Origin of the sequence: Photobacterium lipolyticum (assembly GCF_003026475.1) — a bacterium.
GTDB lineage: Bacteria > Pseudomonadota > Gammaproteobacteria > Enterobacterales > Vibrionaceae > Photobacterium > Photobacterium lipolyticum.
In genome coordinates this window covers 341973-359339 of sequence record NZ_PYMC01000002.1, presented here as the reverse complement: position 1 = coordinate 359339, position 17367 = coordinate 341973, and the positions used below count along the sequence as shown (strand labels likewise).

General features: G+C 43.3%; 14 protein-coding genes and 2 pseudogenes. 10 read left to right on the top strand and 6 right to left on the bottom strand.

Translation table 11 applies throughout. The annotated features are described in order from the left end of the window. Positions 1–106: 106 nt before the first annotated feature. Together C9I89_RS04405 and C9I89_RS04400 are read left to right on the top strand one after the other, a co-directional pair. Positions 107–1261 carry a tyrosine-type recombinase/integrase gene (locus C9I89_RS04405; protein WP_107282137.1) on the top strand — a complete coding sequence of 385 codons (1155 nt, stop codon included), beginning with the start codon at positions 107–109 and terminating at the stop codon, positions 1259–1261. Between the two features lie 222 nt (positions 1262–1483). Continuing rightward, positions 1484–1984 (top strand): annotated as a pseudogene (locus C9I89_RS04400) (transposase); the annotation flags it as partial. A gap of 195 nt (positions 1985–2179) precedes the next feature. Here the strand turns inward: C9I89_RS04400 and C9I89_RS04395 are convergent. Together C9I89_RS04395 and C9I89_RS22405 are read right to left on the bottom strand one after the other, a co-directional pair. Continuing rightward, positions 2180–3595, bottom strand: coding sequence for a relaxase/mobilization nuclease domain-containing protein (locus tag C9I89_RS04395; RefSeq protein ID WP_170107611.1), 1416 nt, complete (start codon positions 3593–3595; stop codon positions 2180–2182). Further along, entirely contained in the window at positions 3582–4013 is a 432-nt protein-coding gene (locus C9I89_RS22405) for a hypothetical protein (protein WP_170107610.1), read from the bottom strand. Before C9I89_RS22405 ends, C9I89_RS04395 begins: the two co-directional genes overlap by 14 nt. 1026 nt (positions 4014–5039) lie before the next feature. Here C9I89_RS22405 and C9I89_RS04390 point away from each other — a divergent pair. After that, a complete protein-coding gene (locus C9I89_RS04390; protein ID WP_107282135.1) occupies positions 5040–5816 on the top strand; it encodes an SDR family NAD(P)-dependent oxidoreductase in 777 nt (258 codons plus the stop codon). A 19-nt stretch (positions 5817–5835) separates the two neighbouring features. Continuing rightward, a complete protein-coding gene (locus C9I89_RS04385) occupies positions 5836–6828 on the top strand; it encodes an AraC family transcriptional regulator (protein WP_107282134.1) in 993 nt (330 codons plus the stop codon). Between the two features lie 377 nt (positions 6829–7205). On the opposite strand, the pseudogene C9I89_RS22745 reads toward C9I89_RS04385, so the two are convergent. From C9I89_RS22745 to C9I89_RS04375, 3 genes and pseudogenes are all read right to left on the bottom strand, one after another. Further along, positions 7206–7568: pseudogene (locus C9I89_RS22745) on the bottom strand (group II intron maturase-specific domain-containing protein); the annotation flags it as partial. Then, positions 7478–7711, bottom strand: a complete 234-nt coding sequence (locus C9I89_RS22740) for a reverse transcriptase N-terminal domain-containing protein (protein ID WP_245905407.1) — start codon at positions 7709–7711, stop codon at positions 7478–7480. The gene C9I89_RS22740 and the pseudogene C9I89_RS22745, both read right to left, overlap by 91 nt. 1020 nt (positions 7712–8731) lie before the next feature. Further along, positions 8732–9583 (bottom strand): nuclear transport factor 2 family protein, encoded by an 852-nt coding sequence (locus C9I89_RS04375; RefSeq protein ID WP_107282133.1) that lies wholly within the window; start codon positions 9581–9583, stop codon positions 8732–8734. Between the two features lie 491 nt (positions 9584–10074). Here C9I89_RS04375 and C9I89_RS04370 point away from each other — a divergent pair, with 491 nt between their 5' ends. The 6 genes from C9I89_RS04370 to C9I89_RS04345 all read left to right on the top strand — a co-directional run bounded on the left by C9I89_RS04370 (position 10075) and on the right by C9I89_RS04345 (position 16339). After that, a complete protein-coding gene (locus tag C9I89_RS04370; RefSeq protein ID WP_107282132.1) occupies positions 10075–11001 on the top strand; it encodes an aromatic alcohol reductase in 927 nt (308 codons plus the stop codon). 255 nt (positions 11002–11256) lie between these two features. Continuing rightward, complete coding sequence (locus C9I89_RS04365) at positions 11257–12555, top strand: Na+/H+ antiporter NhaC family protein (RefSeq protein WP_245905397.1); 1299 nt, start codon at positions 11257–11259, stop codon at positions 12553–12555. A 121-nt stretch (positions 12556–12676) separates the two neighbouring features. After that, positions 12677–13552, top strand: a complete 876-nt coding sequence (locus tag C9I89_RS04360; protein WP_107282314.1) for an AraC family transcriptional regulator — start codon at positions 12677–12679, stop codon at positions 13550–13552. A gap of 84 nt (positions 13553–13636) precedes the next feature. Next, the gene (locus tag C9I89_RS04355) at positions 13637–14500 is read left to right on the top strand and encodes a nuclear transport factor 2 family protein (protein WP_107282130.1); all 864 of its coding nucleotides are present in this window, start codon (positions 13637–13639) and stop codon (positions 14498–14500) included. Between the two features lie 106 nt (positions 14501–14606). Further along, complete coding sequence (locus C9I89_RS04350; RefSeq protein WP_211315203.1) at positions 14607–15494, top strand: protein-ADP-ribose hydrolase; 888 nt, start codon at positions 14607–14609, stop codon at positions 15492–15494. Further along, positions 15482–16339: an SIR2 family NAD-dependent protein deacylase gene (locus tag C9I89_RS04345; RefSeq protein ID WP_107282129.1), complete on the top strand. Its 858-nt coding sequence runs from the start codon at positions 15482–15484 to the stop codon at positions 16337–16339. Before C9I89_RS04350 ends, C9I89_RS04345 begins: the two co-directional genes overlap by 13 nt. 73 nt (positions 16340–16412) lie before the next feature. Here the strand turns inward: C9I89_RS04345 and C9I89_RS04340 are convergent, their stop codons facing one another. After that, complete coding sequence (locus C9I89_RS04340) at positions 16413–17315, bottom strand: LysR family transcriptional regulator (RefSeq protein WP_107282128.1); 903 nt, start codon at positions 17313–17315, stop codon at positions 16413–16415. Between the last annotated feature and the right edge of the window lie 52 nt (positions 17316–17367).

Sequence of the window (17367 nt, the reverse complement as noted above, 5' to 3'; positions counted from 1 at the left end):
TTAAAATCTTTAAATATTAGCAGCTTAGTATGTATTTTGCCCTTTGGGGCGTGTTAGCTTGTAGCCAAATAACGATGAAAAGCGGCTTGAACCGCGGAGGTCAATCATGGCTCAATACACTTTTACAGATTATTCTGCGCAATATCTCGCAGAGCGTCAATTTGAGGTCGCCCCCTCTACTCTGAAGTCAGTGAAGTCCAAAGTGAAGAACCTGGTTAGGCATTTTGGCAAAAGGCCGATTGAGACAATAAGACAATCAGATATTAAATCTTGGAAAATCAAGGCGCACAAGAAGTTTGCCAACAAAACTATCAATGAACATTTTACTGTGCTCCGGGCTATTTTTTGCAGTGCTCAATGCGACGGTGTGATTGTTCGCAATCCGATGGACGGCCTGAGTAACTTAACGATTGAAACCGCTGAGCCTCTGCCGTTCACCAAGTCAGAGCTTACCCTTTTGGTTGCAGCGCAAACCGAATACCAAAGTGAGCAGAACTTGTGCCTGGCCAGCTGTGCAACCGGCTGGCGGATTAGCGAGGCGATTGCGCAAGATTGGGACTGCGTTGATTTTGAACGTCGCCAGATTGTTATCAATAAATGCAAAGTGCTTGGTGGTTATAAAGTACCTAAGACGGAATCGTCTCAAAGAACAATTGAGATGAATCCACATGTTATGGCCATTTTGCAGCGGCAATATCAGCTAACAGGCCATCTCAAGCCCAAACGTATAAAAGTGTTGCGGGCTGGTAATAAAACTTATAAGAGCTCGTACGTTCGTCATGTGTTTTTGAACACCAAAACGGGTAAACCGTTTATTGATTCGCGTCAGTACGCCAAAAGTTTCTTTACCCCATTTTTGAAGGCGCCGGGCATTCAGCACCGAGGGCCGAATCAGCCCCGGCACACTTTCGCCAGCCATTGCCTGACAGCGGGGATAAGTAAAGAGTGGGTCGCGCGGCAACTTGGTCACGAAGATACCACGATGGTAGATAAACATTATTCTCGTTGGCTGAAGGAGGATGCCCCTAACTATGCAGGCCAGTTTTATGAATGCATGAATGATGTCTTCGGTGCTATCGATAACCCTATGAGGGAAACCCAAAGTCAGCCCGTTGACAGGTCGTCATCCTCATTGCCAGGCTGTTCATCTGAAACTTCGCTGGGCCTGGTTGGACAGTTGTTGATAGCCCTGGAGCAAAATCCAGCCTTGGCAAGCACGCTTCAGCAGGCGCTGAACTTGTCTGGAGGTGCGCATGACTAGCCTTTTGATTTGGGCCGGAGACAGTCTCGATATGGGCCGCGCCAAAAAAGGGCGACGGATGCTTAATTAGCTTAGCTATCGTCTCACTTTCATCATGTTGCCAATTATTGGTGAAATCGTCAAATATCCAAATGTCGAACCGCCCGTGTTGCTTGAGAGCTTGATTGAACATTAGTTATTTAATGCGTACAAGTATGCGTCTTAAACTGATGGTGTTTGCCGTCGGTGTATACCGCACTTGATGGACATACTGATATTCCATCTAGCTTGATTAACACTTTATCAATGCTACGGGATCAATATGTGCGTTTGAAGGGTGAACTTAAAGCTCTGGAAAAATCGAAGAATTCAATAACGAGGCAAGTAGAACCCTGTCGCCGCTTAATGGATATAGAAGGTGTCGCAGAAACTACAGCTTCTATGCTGTATGCAACCTTGGGTGATGGTCAACAATTCAAAAATGGGCGACAAGCCTCAGCATTCGTCGGGTTAACACCCAAACAGCATAGTTCAGGTGGAAAAACCGTCATGTTGGGAATTGACAAATGTAGTGGGGTTAAAGATTTGCGCTCACCACTTTATCTTGGAGCTATGTCATATATTTGTCGGCTTCCAGACGTACCCACAACTCAAAAACAAGCGTGGCTAATCGATTTAGTTAAGCGACTTGGATTCAAAAAAGCTTGTATTGCATTGGCAAATAAAACAGTCAGAACGGCCTGAGTGATGCTACGCTACGAAACAAAATATCAACCTGTACCAGTAACATACTGAAGACGACTAGATTTTATAATTTTACGAAATGATGATGCATAAAAGATAAGACCAACCTACTGAAAACCTGACCATTCCTGAATGCTATTAAAAGCTTCACTGTTGCCCCGCAGGTTTTTACGGAACTCTTCTTTTGTCTGCAATCTAGAAGATTGGCGTCATTATAAGATCACCAAAGTCGCCGCCACCTTTTGGGTCACGCCATGTCGCAGTATCACGCTCAATCTTAATCATCGCCTGGCTCGTTTCGAATGTGTCGTAATCGACCAGATGGGTTGGTTCGTAGTAGCACTGCTGAGCCTCCTGATCGGCATCCAGCCTTTCCATGTAGTTGCGCATCAGGGCTTCGTCATGCAGGCGTTTAAGCTCCAGGCTTGTCTCATCAACGCCGAACAATGCCTTGAGGATTGCCAAGATGTTCATCATCAATTTAAGAAGATCCCGTTCTTGCCGGCTACGGCAAAACGTGAAATCAACCCATGCTTCGTTGTCGATACTGCGAACCCTGTATGGCGCGTGCTTTGTCTTCAATCGCTTGAATTGAGTTTTTGTAATCTTAACTGACATCGTGAACGAGGCTGGTCCATTGGACAGTCCAAGGATCGGGTTGTCTCGCGCTGGGTTGTAGTCAATTTTTTCCTTTGAAATTAGTTTACCCCAGGTGAATCTGGTGCTTTTCACCCTGCATCCACTGATGTAGGTGCCGCTCTCACCGACCTTATATGCAATGCCTATTGGCTTGTTATCTTTGTCAACTGACACGGAAATATGGACATCACGCTTTGCTAGTCCAACAACTAGGTCAGTGATTGTGCGGGGCTTGCCGTCCTGCTCATAGAGATTTTTAAATCGAGCCCTGATAATCGCTGCTTCATCGTTCCGGGCCGCTTTCTCACGGCTACCGTAAGCCTTGAGCTGGGCTTTGGTGTAGTTAAAGCCGAAGTTCTCATCGGGATTTTCGAGTTGGCGCAATCCGAATTTATGTTCGAAATGCCTCATAGTATCCCAGCCCTTGGCGTAGTCGTTACTGGTGCTTACCAGGGGGCCGCCGAATTCGTTTTTGACCAGACAAGCCATTATGTGCAGGTGTTCAGATCCAGTGACCTCGACAATATTTCCATCTGGATCGTGGCCGAAATACTTGCCCAATTCCTCGTCATAATGGACATGCCCGACATGTTGCCAATTGCGCATAGTGTCGCGGTGAATAGCAGCGGTCCATTTTGTGGTGTTGTTAAACCCTAAATTTTTCATATAGTTGGTCGCAAACTCGATCCACTGCGATTCGTTCAAAATTTCGCCAGGGGCGAGGCTGAGTACGTAATGTTTAAAGAGCTTGCTGCCTTTGCCTTTGTGCAGCGCCGCCTGCGCATTGAATTCAGCAACCATCTGATCCAGGTTGACATCATCACCTTGGAAAGGGGAGGGGGTGAACAGGTTTCCTCCTATATGAACCACATCACCGGGCTGGACACTGTGTTCGTGCCCGTCGCCTCTATATATATAGTGAAGAGTTTTCTCAGCGCTTGACCTTGCTTCTTTGGGGTTATGCGTCGCCATGCTGCACCTCCGCTTTGTCTTCAATGTGGCACTCGCGGCGCACACCCAGTTGAGCGATCTGGCCCATGTTGTAAATAACTTGCTGTGCTTCCTGGAGGCTGTGATAGAAGTTCGGCAGGTTATCGACGCCCTGGGCATGAACAACGTGCATGGCTTGGTTGACGTTGTTTGCAAGCCCAATGAGGGCGGCGAGCAGCTCGGAGTTTACTTTTGTTTGCTCACTGTATGAAAACTGGCCGTCGTCGATCATGGCGATATTGACGTCATGAAGAAATCTAGCGACTTGTTTGTAGCCAGCGCGTTCAGCATGTTCCTGAAAAAATTCGTACTCAACCTGAGTGCAGCTAAATTTGATCACTTTGTCGCGCTTCTGGTCGGCTGATAGGCGTGGACGGCCACCTTTATTAATGGATGTCATGATGTACTCCTTGGCGCTTTTGTGCGCTCTTCTTATTTATTGTTGTTATATTTATTTTTAATCTTATTATTGGCGCAGAACCCGGAGGGTTTGAGCACCAGGCCCGTTTTATAGTTAAAAGGAGTGAGGTACGATACGACCTTTTAAGTGTTATAAAACATTGCTGGCCTATGACTACTCCTAAAAAAGAGGTTTCCTTATTAGAAGCTGTCTATATTGATATTATCTCGCTAGAGTAAAGATTGAACAATTATTAAATGCGACTATATTAAAAAGTAATTTGCAGTCAAATTATACAGTTTGGTTTTTGGGTACTACAAAACCTAAACAAGTTCCACACACGGTATTTCTTGGGCCTCAGGCGGTACTTTCGAGGCCACGGATGACACTTTAGCGTCCATAGCTTCGCACTACTCGAGTGTGAAAGGGTGGTGAGTTCGCAGCAGGGGAGTGTGAAGGCATTTGAGCACAACCGGGCTCGCACTCAGGGTTTGTGAATTGGGTTTTGTTTGCAGTCCTGGTGTGTGATTTTGTGTTGGGCCACTGCGCGAAGGAGTAGCCAGATGGCGCGTTCGTAGCGGCTGGGGATGGGATTAATCAGTTTAGGCGAAATCTTGCATGTTACATAACTGATCTGCCCCAACAAGATTGGACAATTGCTCTAAATTGAAATTGCCCCATAGCAATTTAACATAATTACTCAGTGGCAGAGCGTGCCACTGAAATCACAGTACATTTCCTCATGACAGGTGGCTAAGGGACGGTGCTTAAAAACTCCCAGTTTCTTTCAAAATCAGCGAATCTAACCAGAGACTTTCTGATGCATGATTATGCTTCCTCGGTAAATCAGAACACAGAAAATGTATCATTGATGAACGACAGCTATTCAAGTGCTATGTCATATTGGCACAATTTGAATAAGTGATGTCGTCTTTTGATGTCTCATGGCGTAAATCGATTACCTATACTACCGTCATCAGCTAACGCAACTGGACAATAAAGCAGTTTTCCAAAGGGGTAATCATTATGTCAAACACAGCATTAATCACAGGCGCTTCTAGTGGTATCGGTCTTGAGCTAGCAAAAATTCACGCTCGTAAAAATGGTGATCTGATTCTGGTCGCACGCTCTGAAGCGAAACTTATCGCACTGAAAAATGAGCTTGAAGAAGAGTACGGTGTAAAAGTTGATGTGATAACCTCAGATTTATCACAGTCCGATGCAGCACAATCATTGTTTGAACAGACTGAAGCACTTGGCCTACAGATCGACACGCTAATCAACAATGCGGGTTTTGGTGGCCACGGTAAATTCCACGAACGTTCTCTTGTTGATGAGCAATCAATGATGCAAGTAAATATGGTGACACTGACTAACCTGACTCACCTATACCTAAAAGGCATGGTTGAGCGTAACAAGGGGAGGATCCTGAACGTATCTTCAACGGCATCATTTATGCCAGGCCCTTTACAGGCGGTATACTACGCAACCAAGTCTTACGTTACCTCATTTAGCCAAGCAGTTGCTGAAGAAGTAAAAGATAACAACGTGACAGTTACAGCGCTTTGCCCTGGCACGGTTGCTACTGGTTTTGTTGCAGCGGGTAACTTGGAAGGCGTTGACGCGTGGAAGAATGCAAAATCACCTCAGTCTGTAGCAGAGTGCGGCTATAAAGCTATGGAAACTGGAGAGTTGGTAGTATTCAACGAATCATCCCTGAAGTTTATGTTTAACTGGATTTTCCCTCTATTGCCTCGTAAATCAGTGCTTAAAATGTCACGCCAGTTTATGGAAAAGAAATAGCTTAAGTGTAAGTATTGATATGAAAAGAGCAGATAAATTTGTCATTCCACCAAATTGGAAGGTTCTATTCAAAGACCTTGGTATCAACCTGCAAGTAGTGCTCGGTTACGCTGAGTTGCCATTGGGCTTATTTGAACAGAAAAAGGTACAACTGTCGCCATCTCAATACTTTCAACTGTGGCAAGGCATAGATAAGGCTGCTCAGGTACAAGGTATCGAGCTGGCCTTGAAGCTAGCAGAAGTGATGAGTTTTGAGTCCTTTGATGTACCGATCTTTGCTGCTATTTGCAGCCCTAACCTGAATTCAGCAATTAAAAGATTACAGGAGTATAAGCCTTTAATCGGCCCTATGGAGCTTAGGTTAGATCAAACTGATGCAACGACTGAGATTGAAATTAGCTGTTACGGGTTTACCAGTGCGATACCAAGCTCATTAAGCCTGACTGAATTGGTGTTTTTTACTCAGCTTACTCGTTTAGCGACACGTCAAAGCATTAATCCAATTAAGGTGGTTTTGCCCGAGCTACCACGGAATTTGAGTGCTTATATCGATTATTTTGGTTGTGAAATTGCACAAGGTTCTGCGACGAAGGTTGTGTTCTCAAGTAAAGACGCGCGAGTACCATTTCTGACTAACAACCAAACCATGTTGAGCATATTTGACCGTGAACTACGCAAGAAGCTTGAAGCAATGGAAAGCAACCATACTACATCGAGAACAGTTTATACTCATCTAATGGACTTACTTCCGCAGGGAGAAAGCTCCATTGAGGTAGTGGCATCACAAATGGCAATGAGTAAGAGAACTCTACAACGTAAGCTATCAGCGGAAGGTAACAGCTATCAGTCGATTCTTCATAAAGTTAGAGAAGAGCTGGCTCATTACTATTTGAAAGAAACAGATCTACCTATTACTGAAGTATCGTTTTTGTTGGGCTTTCAAGAGACTAACTCGTTTATTCGTGCATACAGCTCTTGGACTGGTGTTTCACCAGGGCATGTTAGATGTTGATGTACGGTATGAGCTATTTTCATAGCTTAAATTATGAGAATAAATCGTTTTGAGGCATAAGAGCTGCAGGGGGGAGCTGGATACTGCATACTTTCTAGTAAATCCTGCATAAAGTAAATCTGATCAAGATTGAAAGCTAATTTGTCCATTCCCGTGCAACTTGGCCACCGCTAGAAAGCTGTGGTCGTTGTGTTTTGAGATACCATAAGTTATTCGAAGAGTAGATTCCGTATGAGGTGGCCAAGGCGCTTTTGTCCAATGACGTGTCAGCTCTGTATCGACTGACACGAATCTGTCGTCTCCCTAAGAACCCAGCGTGCAACTTTCACTGCACTAGGCTCAAGCCTCCACAAAGGCATCTTTTGATACCCAGCAACTTACAAAGCAGTCGGAGCAGGATCGTTCCAAGAGTTACGAGCTTGCCTTTTCGACTTTCTCCTAGCCAAGTATTCTTGGTATTGAGGGTCGAATGGGACAGCCGCACTTCGAATTTTCACATGTCTTTCAATAGGCACTTTGGCTATTTGGAATAGATTGAACTGGCAATCCATATCCATGATCTTCTGCCAACCGTGAAATTGCCATTGGCCTTTGCGGTTAATGAAGTATTTAAGGGCTACCCATGTCTTAGACTTTGTCGGATGACGCCTTACTGCCCAGTGCCATAACGCATAGAATAGTTTGTGCCCAACGTATCCGAATACTTGTTTAGCAACGCAATGACGATAATAGTTCGCCCAGCTTTCGCTTTGCCGTGTTTACCTTCTCGTGTTGCCTTTGCAATACGCACCTGAAGCTTTAATACGTGCGATTCAACGGATTTCCAGTCGATTGACTGCCATTGAGCGCTGTCAGGAGAGGCACTAATCTCTTTTGAAATCATCATTTGCGTTTCTCCTTGAATAAAGTTCTCCAAATTCTCTCGCAACGGGAGACCAGTCGGAAGTGGGTTCACTTTCGTGACCAGACACAAGCCTGTATCTGCATCGTTACAATGCAGCCTTCGCTTTTTCCAACCTCCTATACCTGCATCACTATCGGCCACAAAGGCTTTCCCTGAGGGAGTGATACAGGCTTACCGTGTTCCGTATGTCGCGCAATGTCAGTGTAGATGCCCGCTATGGTGCGGAGAGTTCAATGATCACGAAAGAGCATGGGGTAATCTCTTTCCGACTCTCGTGCCTTTTGGCCACAGCGTATTAACCACTTCCGCTGTTTCATAACATAACGCACCTTAAACGGATTCACATATGTTCATCATGCTGACTACCTAGCACTCACCCGATTGTGGTTATCAGGAGGATCGTTCTCTCACGATTCAGATCCCGATTGGCTAACAACCAATCTTCGTTACATTGTAAGGCTCGCTACTTTATTCAGAGCCCTAGGTTCATCTGGTGATACAGATGGTTCACACGTTAAGCAGTGAACAGCGCTTCATACGACTTCACGTCGCACGCCCCAAAGTCATTTAGAACTTTTGCTCATTCATATCGTGTTAACAGTGATTTGGGTTAGATTTGGTAATGTTGGTGAGGTATGCCAAATCACTCCAATCTGAGATTTGACTGCTGTTCTTATCGGTTGATTACACTCATTTGTGAGCGTTGCGAAAAAAATTTCGGTTCAGGTGCATGTGTCTTTTTTTTTGCTCGTTTTCAGAAAAAGAGTGTAAGAGAATCTAGCTTGATATTTGCGCCAAAACGCCTCAGATCAAAAGCACTATTGGCCAAATTCACCGTACCACTTCAGATTCCATTGTTGGGTAATTGAGATCAACGAGACATACCCACAAAATGTGGGCGTATAAAAATGTTTTATCTATAAAAATAAATTGCAGCATGTTTACACGAGACAACTGAATTAATTTTGCAGCTGTCTCGCTCGTGTAAACTTTATCGAGTTACAAGTTTCCAAATTTACCGTTACTATTTTTCCATTGGTCTACAGGTATGATGGTTTCTATAACATCCCAGTGCTCAGCGATTTTTCCATTTTCGACGCGAAATAGGTCATAAAATGAAGTTGGTTCTCCTGCGAACGTACCTTCGCTGATACTCAGTACAAAGTTACCTTCACCCAATACAATATGGTTTTCATCATATATCATTTCTATACCTTGTTGAGCCATCGTTTCGAGCGCTTGCCCAAGACCAGAAAGACCGTCAGCAATAGCTGTGTTGTGTTGAATGTAGTTGTCACCATCAAAGTAGTTACCAAGCTTGTCTAATTGACCATTGACTAAAATAGTGTCAACAAAGTCGGAAATGAGAGCTTTGTTTTCTTCGGTTTTGTCTAAATCTTTAAGTTCAGCTGTACCATCTAACTGCGTGTGACCGCTTGGATTCGGTAAATCTGATTTAACCGCGAGGTTATCCCAATGTTCTACAATGAGATCATTTTCAAAACGGAATAGATCGAACCCGACTTTTGGGCCGAAGAAATTGTAATCGGTGTGAGTAAATACATAGTCACCATCTTGGAAGGCACGTCTTACATCAACCTTTGCGCTGCCCTCAGGCAGTGCTTGAAGTACCGCACCAAACCCAGCAAGGCCATCACCCACAGCTAGGTTATGTTGAATGTATTGGTCTGGATTTACATAGCTAGTCGCTTCCTTGTTGCCTGTTTCTATGCTGTTCAGGAGGGCCACAGCTTTTTCCTTATAACTGTTTTCAATTGGTATGAGACTAGAGTTGCAAGCTGTTATTGAAAACAATGTTACGGCTAGTGTGATAGCGATATTTTTCTTCATGGGGTTTTCTCTAGTTATTCTGTCTGGCTTTAGAATAACCACGCATATCTTGCCCAGATAGGTCATTACCTGCTAAAAAATGGTAAATATCTAACCGCTGAAACACTCTTTGAACTGAAGGGTGTAAGAAGGGGCTGTTATTTGAAGTTTTTGAAGAAATTGGTTATTTCCTCGAAGCCAAGTTCATAAGCTAATTGCTGCACCTATCAGTTTTCGCCCCCATGCATGTTACAGCGGTATCCCATGAGAAATAACCGCAAATGAACTTCCAGAACTTATTCTAATTTGAGTACGTACTGCAATACCTCTAAGCCCCCTTCGGTTCGCTATTGACCATTTTTGGTCTCGCTCTGACCATGAAATGAATCTTTTTGCCTATTAATATTACAGTCAGAGAAACAAGGCAGGGAATGACTCAAACGAATCACATCGCTTCGATCTTCCTCCCCCGTTTATTAAAGATCATCTAGCAAAGCTGAAAGGAGCTTTTTATGGACAAAAAACACATTGCTGTTATTGGTGCGACAGGTCAAATAGGTACACCTCTAAGTAAAGGGTTACTCTTGTTAGGGCATGATGTCACCATTATCACTCGTGCGCGTAGCGCGAAAAATGACACTAAATTGGCGGAGTTTGAAAAGCAGGGCGCGAAGATCGTTGAGTGTGCAGATATGCATGATGTGGATTCAATGGCAAACATTCTTCAAGGGATTGATACCCTGGTAGCAAGTGTTCCTGGCTCTAAAGAAATCATCCAGAAATCCGAACCTATTTGGCTAGAAGCGGCTGTAAAAGCAGGTGTTGAGCGATTTGTACCTACCGAGTTTGGTTCTCACACTCAAGCGATTGAAATGGGGGATGGTGAAATCTTTGACCAAAAAAAACGCTTCCATGATTTGCTCATGAACTCGGGTATTGGTTGGACGCTTTATTATAATGGTGGCATTTTTGACTATTTCCTGCCTAACTTAAGGTTTTTCCGCAAGATCACCACATTTGGTAATCTTGAGTTGCCTATTCATACTCACGATATTGAAGATATTGGTTACATCGCAGCAATGGTAGTGACCGATGAACGCACTTTAAATAAATGTGTTCAGGTTGATTACAACGTCTTGACTCAAAACGAGATGTTGGCGCAGATCAAGCAAAATTGGCCCGATTATCCCTTTGAGTATGAGCACTTCTCTTCAGAATACATCACAGAAATGAAAGAGAACGCGGGTGATGAGATCACATCTAAGAAAGGGGCTGAAACCGACAAAGAGCGTTGGGGCATCAACTATGTTAATTATGTAATTGGTAAGCTTGCTGCATTTACCGACCTAACCCTACGAGCCAGTGAGCTATACCCCGCCTATGTGTGTAAACGCCCAGAAGAAGCATTGAGCGATGCAAAATTTGTCTTCGAGGATTAATCGGCCAACGTGGTAAAGCGCAAAAGAGATAACCTTCTGGATATCTCTTTTTATTTGTGATGAAAGAGGTGTAGCTTTCAAGGTTCGGTATTGACCATTTTATGCTAGAGATTGACCGTGTATGTCATGCGCTCGATGATTAAGATGCCAAGCATAACTGACTCAATATACACAGATCATATTATGGATTCTTGGTTAACCCTATTACCTCCATGTTTATCAATATTGCTCGCCATGGCCACAAGGCAAGTCTATGTGGCAATTTTTGCTGGCATCATGACAGGCTCTATCCTGCTATCCCAGAATGTCTTACTTGGTATGGCAAAAAGTTTCAATGCGGTAGCAGATACTTTTCAATCATCAAGCTCAGTGAAAAGCCTGATATTTATCTTGATGATTGGAGCAATTATCAATGTGATGAAGCAATCTGGCGGTATTGATGCGCTTATTTATCACCTAGCGTACAAACGAAATATTGTGAAATCGAAAGTGAGTGCGCAGCTTATCACCTTTGCCTTTGGCTTTTTGATGTGCTTAGAAGGGATTGGCTCAATGATGCTTGTCGGCCTTGTTGGTCGTCCGTTGTTTAATCAGTATGATATTTCACGCGAGAAGCTAGCATTTGTGGCCAATTGTACGGGTGCGCCTTTAGCGTGGTTGATGCCTTTCAGTGGGGCTGGTATTTTTCTTGCCAGCTTAATCGCGGCTCAGGTGGAAAATGGCACTTTAGCCGAACAACCAATGAACTATGTATTTGCCGCTTTGCCATATCAAATTTACACGATTGCCATATTGGCTTTAGTACCGCTGTTGGCGTTGAAGATGCATGATTTTGTAACTGAAAATACGTCCGAGGCTAATCATGTTAATGTTGTGCACTCATTTGATAGCCAGCCACAAACCGGCGTATTTGCTATTTTACTGCCTATTGTCATCTTGTTGGCTTCTATCCTTGCTATCACTTACACAACGGGCGACGGTGACATCCTCGCCGGAGACATCAGTTCGGCAATCTATTGGAGTGGCTTTATCTCGCTGATCGGCTCGGGGATCTACTTTCGTGTCTGCCAAATTAAAATTAACCAATATGTGGAATGGTGCGTACAAGGGATGAAAAACATGCTGCCAGCAGTCATTATTCTGACTTTGGCCTTTTCATTAAGCGGTATCACTGGACAGCTTGGAACAGGGAAGTACCTGGCGAGTTTTGTATCAAGCGAGGTTCCTGTATGGCTTGTACCTGCATCTATTTTTATAATTTGTGTGCTGATTTCATTTTCTACAGGTAGCTCTGGCGCAACAGTCAGTATTATGACTCCAATTATTATTCCTCTCGCTGTTGGTGTCGGTGTATCTGTGCCGCTTGCTATTGCCACTGTGATTTCTGGAGCGGTATTCGGTGATCAAAGCTCGCCAATATCCGACTCGGTTATTGTGGCGTCAACAGCGGCAGATTGCCCACCAGAAAAGCACTTTGCTACTCAATTGCCTTATACTTTGGCTGTGGCTTTACTGTCACTCGCGTTTTATCTTGTGATTGGCTTTAACGCTTAAAATATTAAATGAGATAATCATAGTACGATTTCTTATGAAGGCTTTTACAGGGGTAGAGCATTTAAAGGATATACTCTAGGCTCCGGTCTAATCAGGTAGTTATTGAATGAGTGCTTACGATATGAATATTCCTGAAGTTGGCTTTAACCATGCTAAAACAGCCAATCATGAAATTGAGATTATTGATTTAGAAAAACTATATCAACGCAAAGATACTCTCCCCCATAATCCCAGCCTGCCACATCGGGTCAACTTCAATCACATTATTCACGTTGAGGAAGGAGAAGGCTCTCATTTAATTGACTTTGTGAACTACCCTTACGAATCGGGGGCATTTATCTTTATTCAAAAAAACCAAGTGCATGCGTTTGATTTTAGCCATAAACCGAAAGGGAAAGTACTGATCTTTACTCAAGCATTTATCAATCAAGCGCTTGCGAACATGAGACTGCCAGAGTTTACCCCTACTCACCTAGAGTACGCCTATCAGCCCGTTTTTACTCCAGATCCAGATACCATGAGCAGTAGCGAAAAACTACTGGCTGAAATCAGCAAAGAGCTTCTGCATCAGGAATCCAACCCTTTAATTGTCATGTTTCTGTTTTCTTCACTGTCGCTGATGTTGCGTCGAGTGATGCCAGATAATCACCATGATAAATTAAACAAAGATCAGCTAAACAAGTTCAATGACTTTGTTGAACTGCTTGACACAAACTTCCACCGTACCCGAGATGCGACCTATTACGCGGATCAGCTGCACACTACCTATAAAACCTTAAATCAGGTCTGCAAATTAGCGACCAACCAAACCGCCAAACAAATCATAGATGCCTACACTATTTTAGAAGCTAAAAGACGGCTTGTTTTGGATGGTATGCCAACTCAACAGCTTGCTTATGAATTTGGCTTTGAGGATGCCAGTAATTTTGTAAAGTATTTTAAAAAGCACACCTTGATCACCCCATCACGTTTTCAGAAACAGTTTGAAGGTTCGTAATTGACCATTATTCCGCCTGTACTGACCATGTGAGCTTTGCCTTTTTTCATTACTATTTCTTTATTCCAACAAGAGGTAAGAATCATGAAAAAAGGTATATCAGCCGTTTTAGCCACGACAGTTTTAGTGTGCGCGGCATGCACAAGTCAGATTTCAGCTGAGGAAAATACAATGAGCCTATCTAACAAAGACAAAGCGGTTGCCCTTCTTAACAGTATTGAAACTGGCGATAAGGAAGCGATTAGCTATGTAAATCCAGACCAATACATTCAACATAATCTAGCTGTGGGTGATGGCCTTGCTGGGTTTGGTGCGGTACTTCAAGCACTTCCTGAGGGTAGCGCAAAGGTTGATGTAAAACGTGCCTTTCAAGATGGTGACTACGTATTTACACACACCGATTACAATTTTTTCGGCCCTAAAGTTGGTTTTGATGTATTCCGTTTTGAGAACGGTCTAATCGTAGAGCACTGGGATAACCTTGCTGAAAAAGTTGGCCCCAACCCAAGTAGTCGTACTCAGTTAGATGGCCCAACAAAGGTGAGCGATTTAGACAAGACAGAGGAAAACAAAGTACTCGTTGCTGACTTTGTCGATACTATTCTTGTTAAAGGTGACTTCGAGCAACTTGGTCGTTTTATTGATGACGGTGACGCTAACTATCTTCAACACAATACAAACATTGCTGATGGCCTCTCGGGTTTAGGCAAAGCGCTGGAAGAGATGGCGAAACAAGGCATTAAAATGGTTTATACCCAAAACCATATCGTATTGGGCGAAGGTAACTTTGTACTGAGTATCAGTGAAGGTAGCTTTGCTGGCGAACATGTTTCTTTCTATGACCTATTCCGCATTGAAAACAGCAAGATTGTAGAGCACTGGGACACTATCGAGCCAATTCCAGCGAAAGATGCATGGAAAAACAACAACGGTAAATTTGGTTTCTAAGCTAAATCAATCTTCCGGTAAACCGTGGCAGCCATATCGCCACGGTTTTCTTTTCTGTTAAATCATACTCTCTTCTCTCTCATTGCTTCTATTACTAGGAGATCTTATGAATATTCATCAATATCAAAATGAAATTGCGTTGCTTGAGCCTTATACATGTCAGGCAATTGTACTAAGTTCAGTCGAAAAAGAAGATATTATCGATCTACTTTTGGCTGAACTTGAATCTGTTATTCGTCAGTTTGGTGCGGTTCAGACAAATGGATATCCGCAGAAAAGGGAACTTTTGCGTGCGGCACTTAATACATTAGCGCCGTACTCTTTATCTGAAAAAGGAACTCATAACTTAAACCTGCTACTGCAAGCAGAACTGAGCGAAAGTGAGCTTGTTGCTGTTGAACAGCTAGCTCAGCAGCCTTTTTTTACCATTAACAATACTAAAGTGGTGCTTTGGCTGGGGGATATTACAAGCTTAAAAATAGATGCAATAGTGAATGCTGCCAACAGCCAATTGTTAGGCTGCTTTCAGCCGCTGCATGAATGTATAGATAATGCTATTCATTCTAAAGCAGGTGTTCAGGTTAGAGATGATTGCCATACCATTATGCAAAAACAAAATATGCTGGAAGGAACAGGTTGCGCAAAGGTCACGCGAGCTTACAACTTGCCTTCTAAGTTTGTTATCCACACGGTTGGGCCTATTGTGCAAGGAGAACTCACCAAGGCTCATCGTAAGGGGTTGGCTACTAGTTATCAAAGTTGTTTGGAAGTATGCGCACAGATTGAGCCGATTCGAAGTATCGCCTTTTGTTCAATTTCAACTGGGGTATTTGGTTATCCGATAGAAGAGGCTGCGGATACTGCTGTTACTACCGTTTGTGAGTGGCTGAAAAACAATCAGAATCAGCTCGATTATGTCGTGTTTAATGTTTTTTCTGACAGAGACCACCATTGCTACCAACTTTTTATTGAAGAGATGCTATGTCGAATTTAATGCAATCATCCGTAGTCAAACCGTGTGCTGAACTCATTCAATCTGCTGACGCAGTACTGATAGGTGCAGGTGCAGGTTTAACCGCTGCGGCAGGCATCAATTATACCGATACTAAGAAGTTTGCTGACATTTTCCCCGGCTGGGTGAAAAAAGGGTTCACCATGCAGTATCAGCTTATGGGCTACCCCTACTGGACTCAGGTTGAGCAGTGGGGGTATTACGCTGTCCACTTGGACTACGTGTACTTCCAACAAAAGAACAATGCTTTGTACCAGCAGTTAAGGCAGCTGATTGGAGATAAAGACTATTTTGTTATGACCTCTAATGTAGACCAGATGTTTCATAAAAATGGGTTTGATAGATCGCGGATCTACAGCCCGCAGGGCAGCTATGGCAAGATCCAATGTACGAAACCGTGCACTCATGAGGTGTGGGACATAGAACCATATTTTCAGAAAATGCAGCAGGCACTTGATCCCGCAGACCAAGTTTTAACGAAAGAAGATGCCGTTCCATGTTGTCCTAATTGTGGTGGTACTATGTTTATCAATGCTCGTATCGATGGCTCTTTTATTGAGGCACCGTATAAAGATGAGTATCAGCGACTGATGAAATGGTTGGAAAAAAACAGCAAGAATAAGATCGTATTACTTGAAACAGGCGCAGGTTATAACACACCGACAGTCATCCGTATGCCGATGGAGAATTTAGCCTCAGTGTTACCTAGTTCGACATTAATCCGAGTCAATATGGAACATGCGGAAGTATCTAAAGAGATTGAACATAAAAGTATCTCTATACAGGGTGATATTAAGTCGTTTATTGAAGGGGTAAGCGTACTATAAGCATTAGCAAGTTCATCTCCGTAACGATTTTCAACTAACCGTTAATGCAGCAGAAATAAGTCTGTTGCAGAGTTCAATACTGATCCCAATAAGGAGGGGAGCCAAAGTAGTCACTGATGAAATCAATAAAGCAACGCACTTTGCTTGCTAAATGATGCCGGTGAGCATAAACAACATAAAGCCCTAAAGGGGCGGGTTCATACTCTTCTAGAATAGTCGTTAACTTTCCTTTAGATATAGGTTTGCCTGTGATAAACGTTGGTTGAATGGTGATACCTCCACCTTGAACTGCGGCATTAACTAAAACATCACCATTATTTGCGACAAAGTGACTTTTAAACTTAATTTCAGATGCTTTTAGATTGAACTGGGAAAAGCTAGTACTGCTATCAGTATAGCTATAGCGCAAGAAACAATGATCAGTTAAATCTCTTGGGTTATTTGGTGTTCCATTGGATTTTAGATAATCAGGAGAGGCGCAGATGACTAAGCGGATTGGTGCGATTTTTTTCGCAATCAAAGATGAACTTTTCAATTCTCCGATACGTAGCGCGATGTCAATGCCATCTTCAACAATATCTACTTTTCTATCCGTTAACTGTAAGTCCACTTCGACTAGAGGGCATTGCTTTTGAAAATCAACTAATGCTTTTGACAAATGATGCATCCCAAATGACATGGGAGCGCTGATCCTTAGTGTCCCTGAAGCCTGTTGGTGCAGAGCCCCAAGCGAGTTTTCCATCTCTTCTATATCAATAAGCACTTGTTGGCATCGTTCAAAATAAGCGAGGCCTGCTTCTGTCGTACTGACTCGACGTGTAGTGCGATTAAGTAGTCGCGTTTGTAAGTGGCTCTCTAACTGCGAGACGTACTTACTCACTAGTTGTGGTGAAAGTTTAAGTCTTTCTGCCGCCTTAGAAAAAGAACCTTCTTGCACCACCGCCGCGAAGGCTTGCATAGCATCGATCTTATCCATGATTAACAATGTACTGTTGATAGTGATTCAATAAATATAGCATTTATTATGT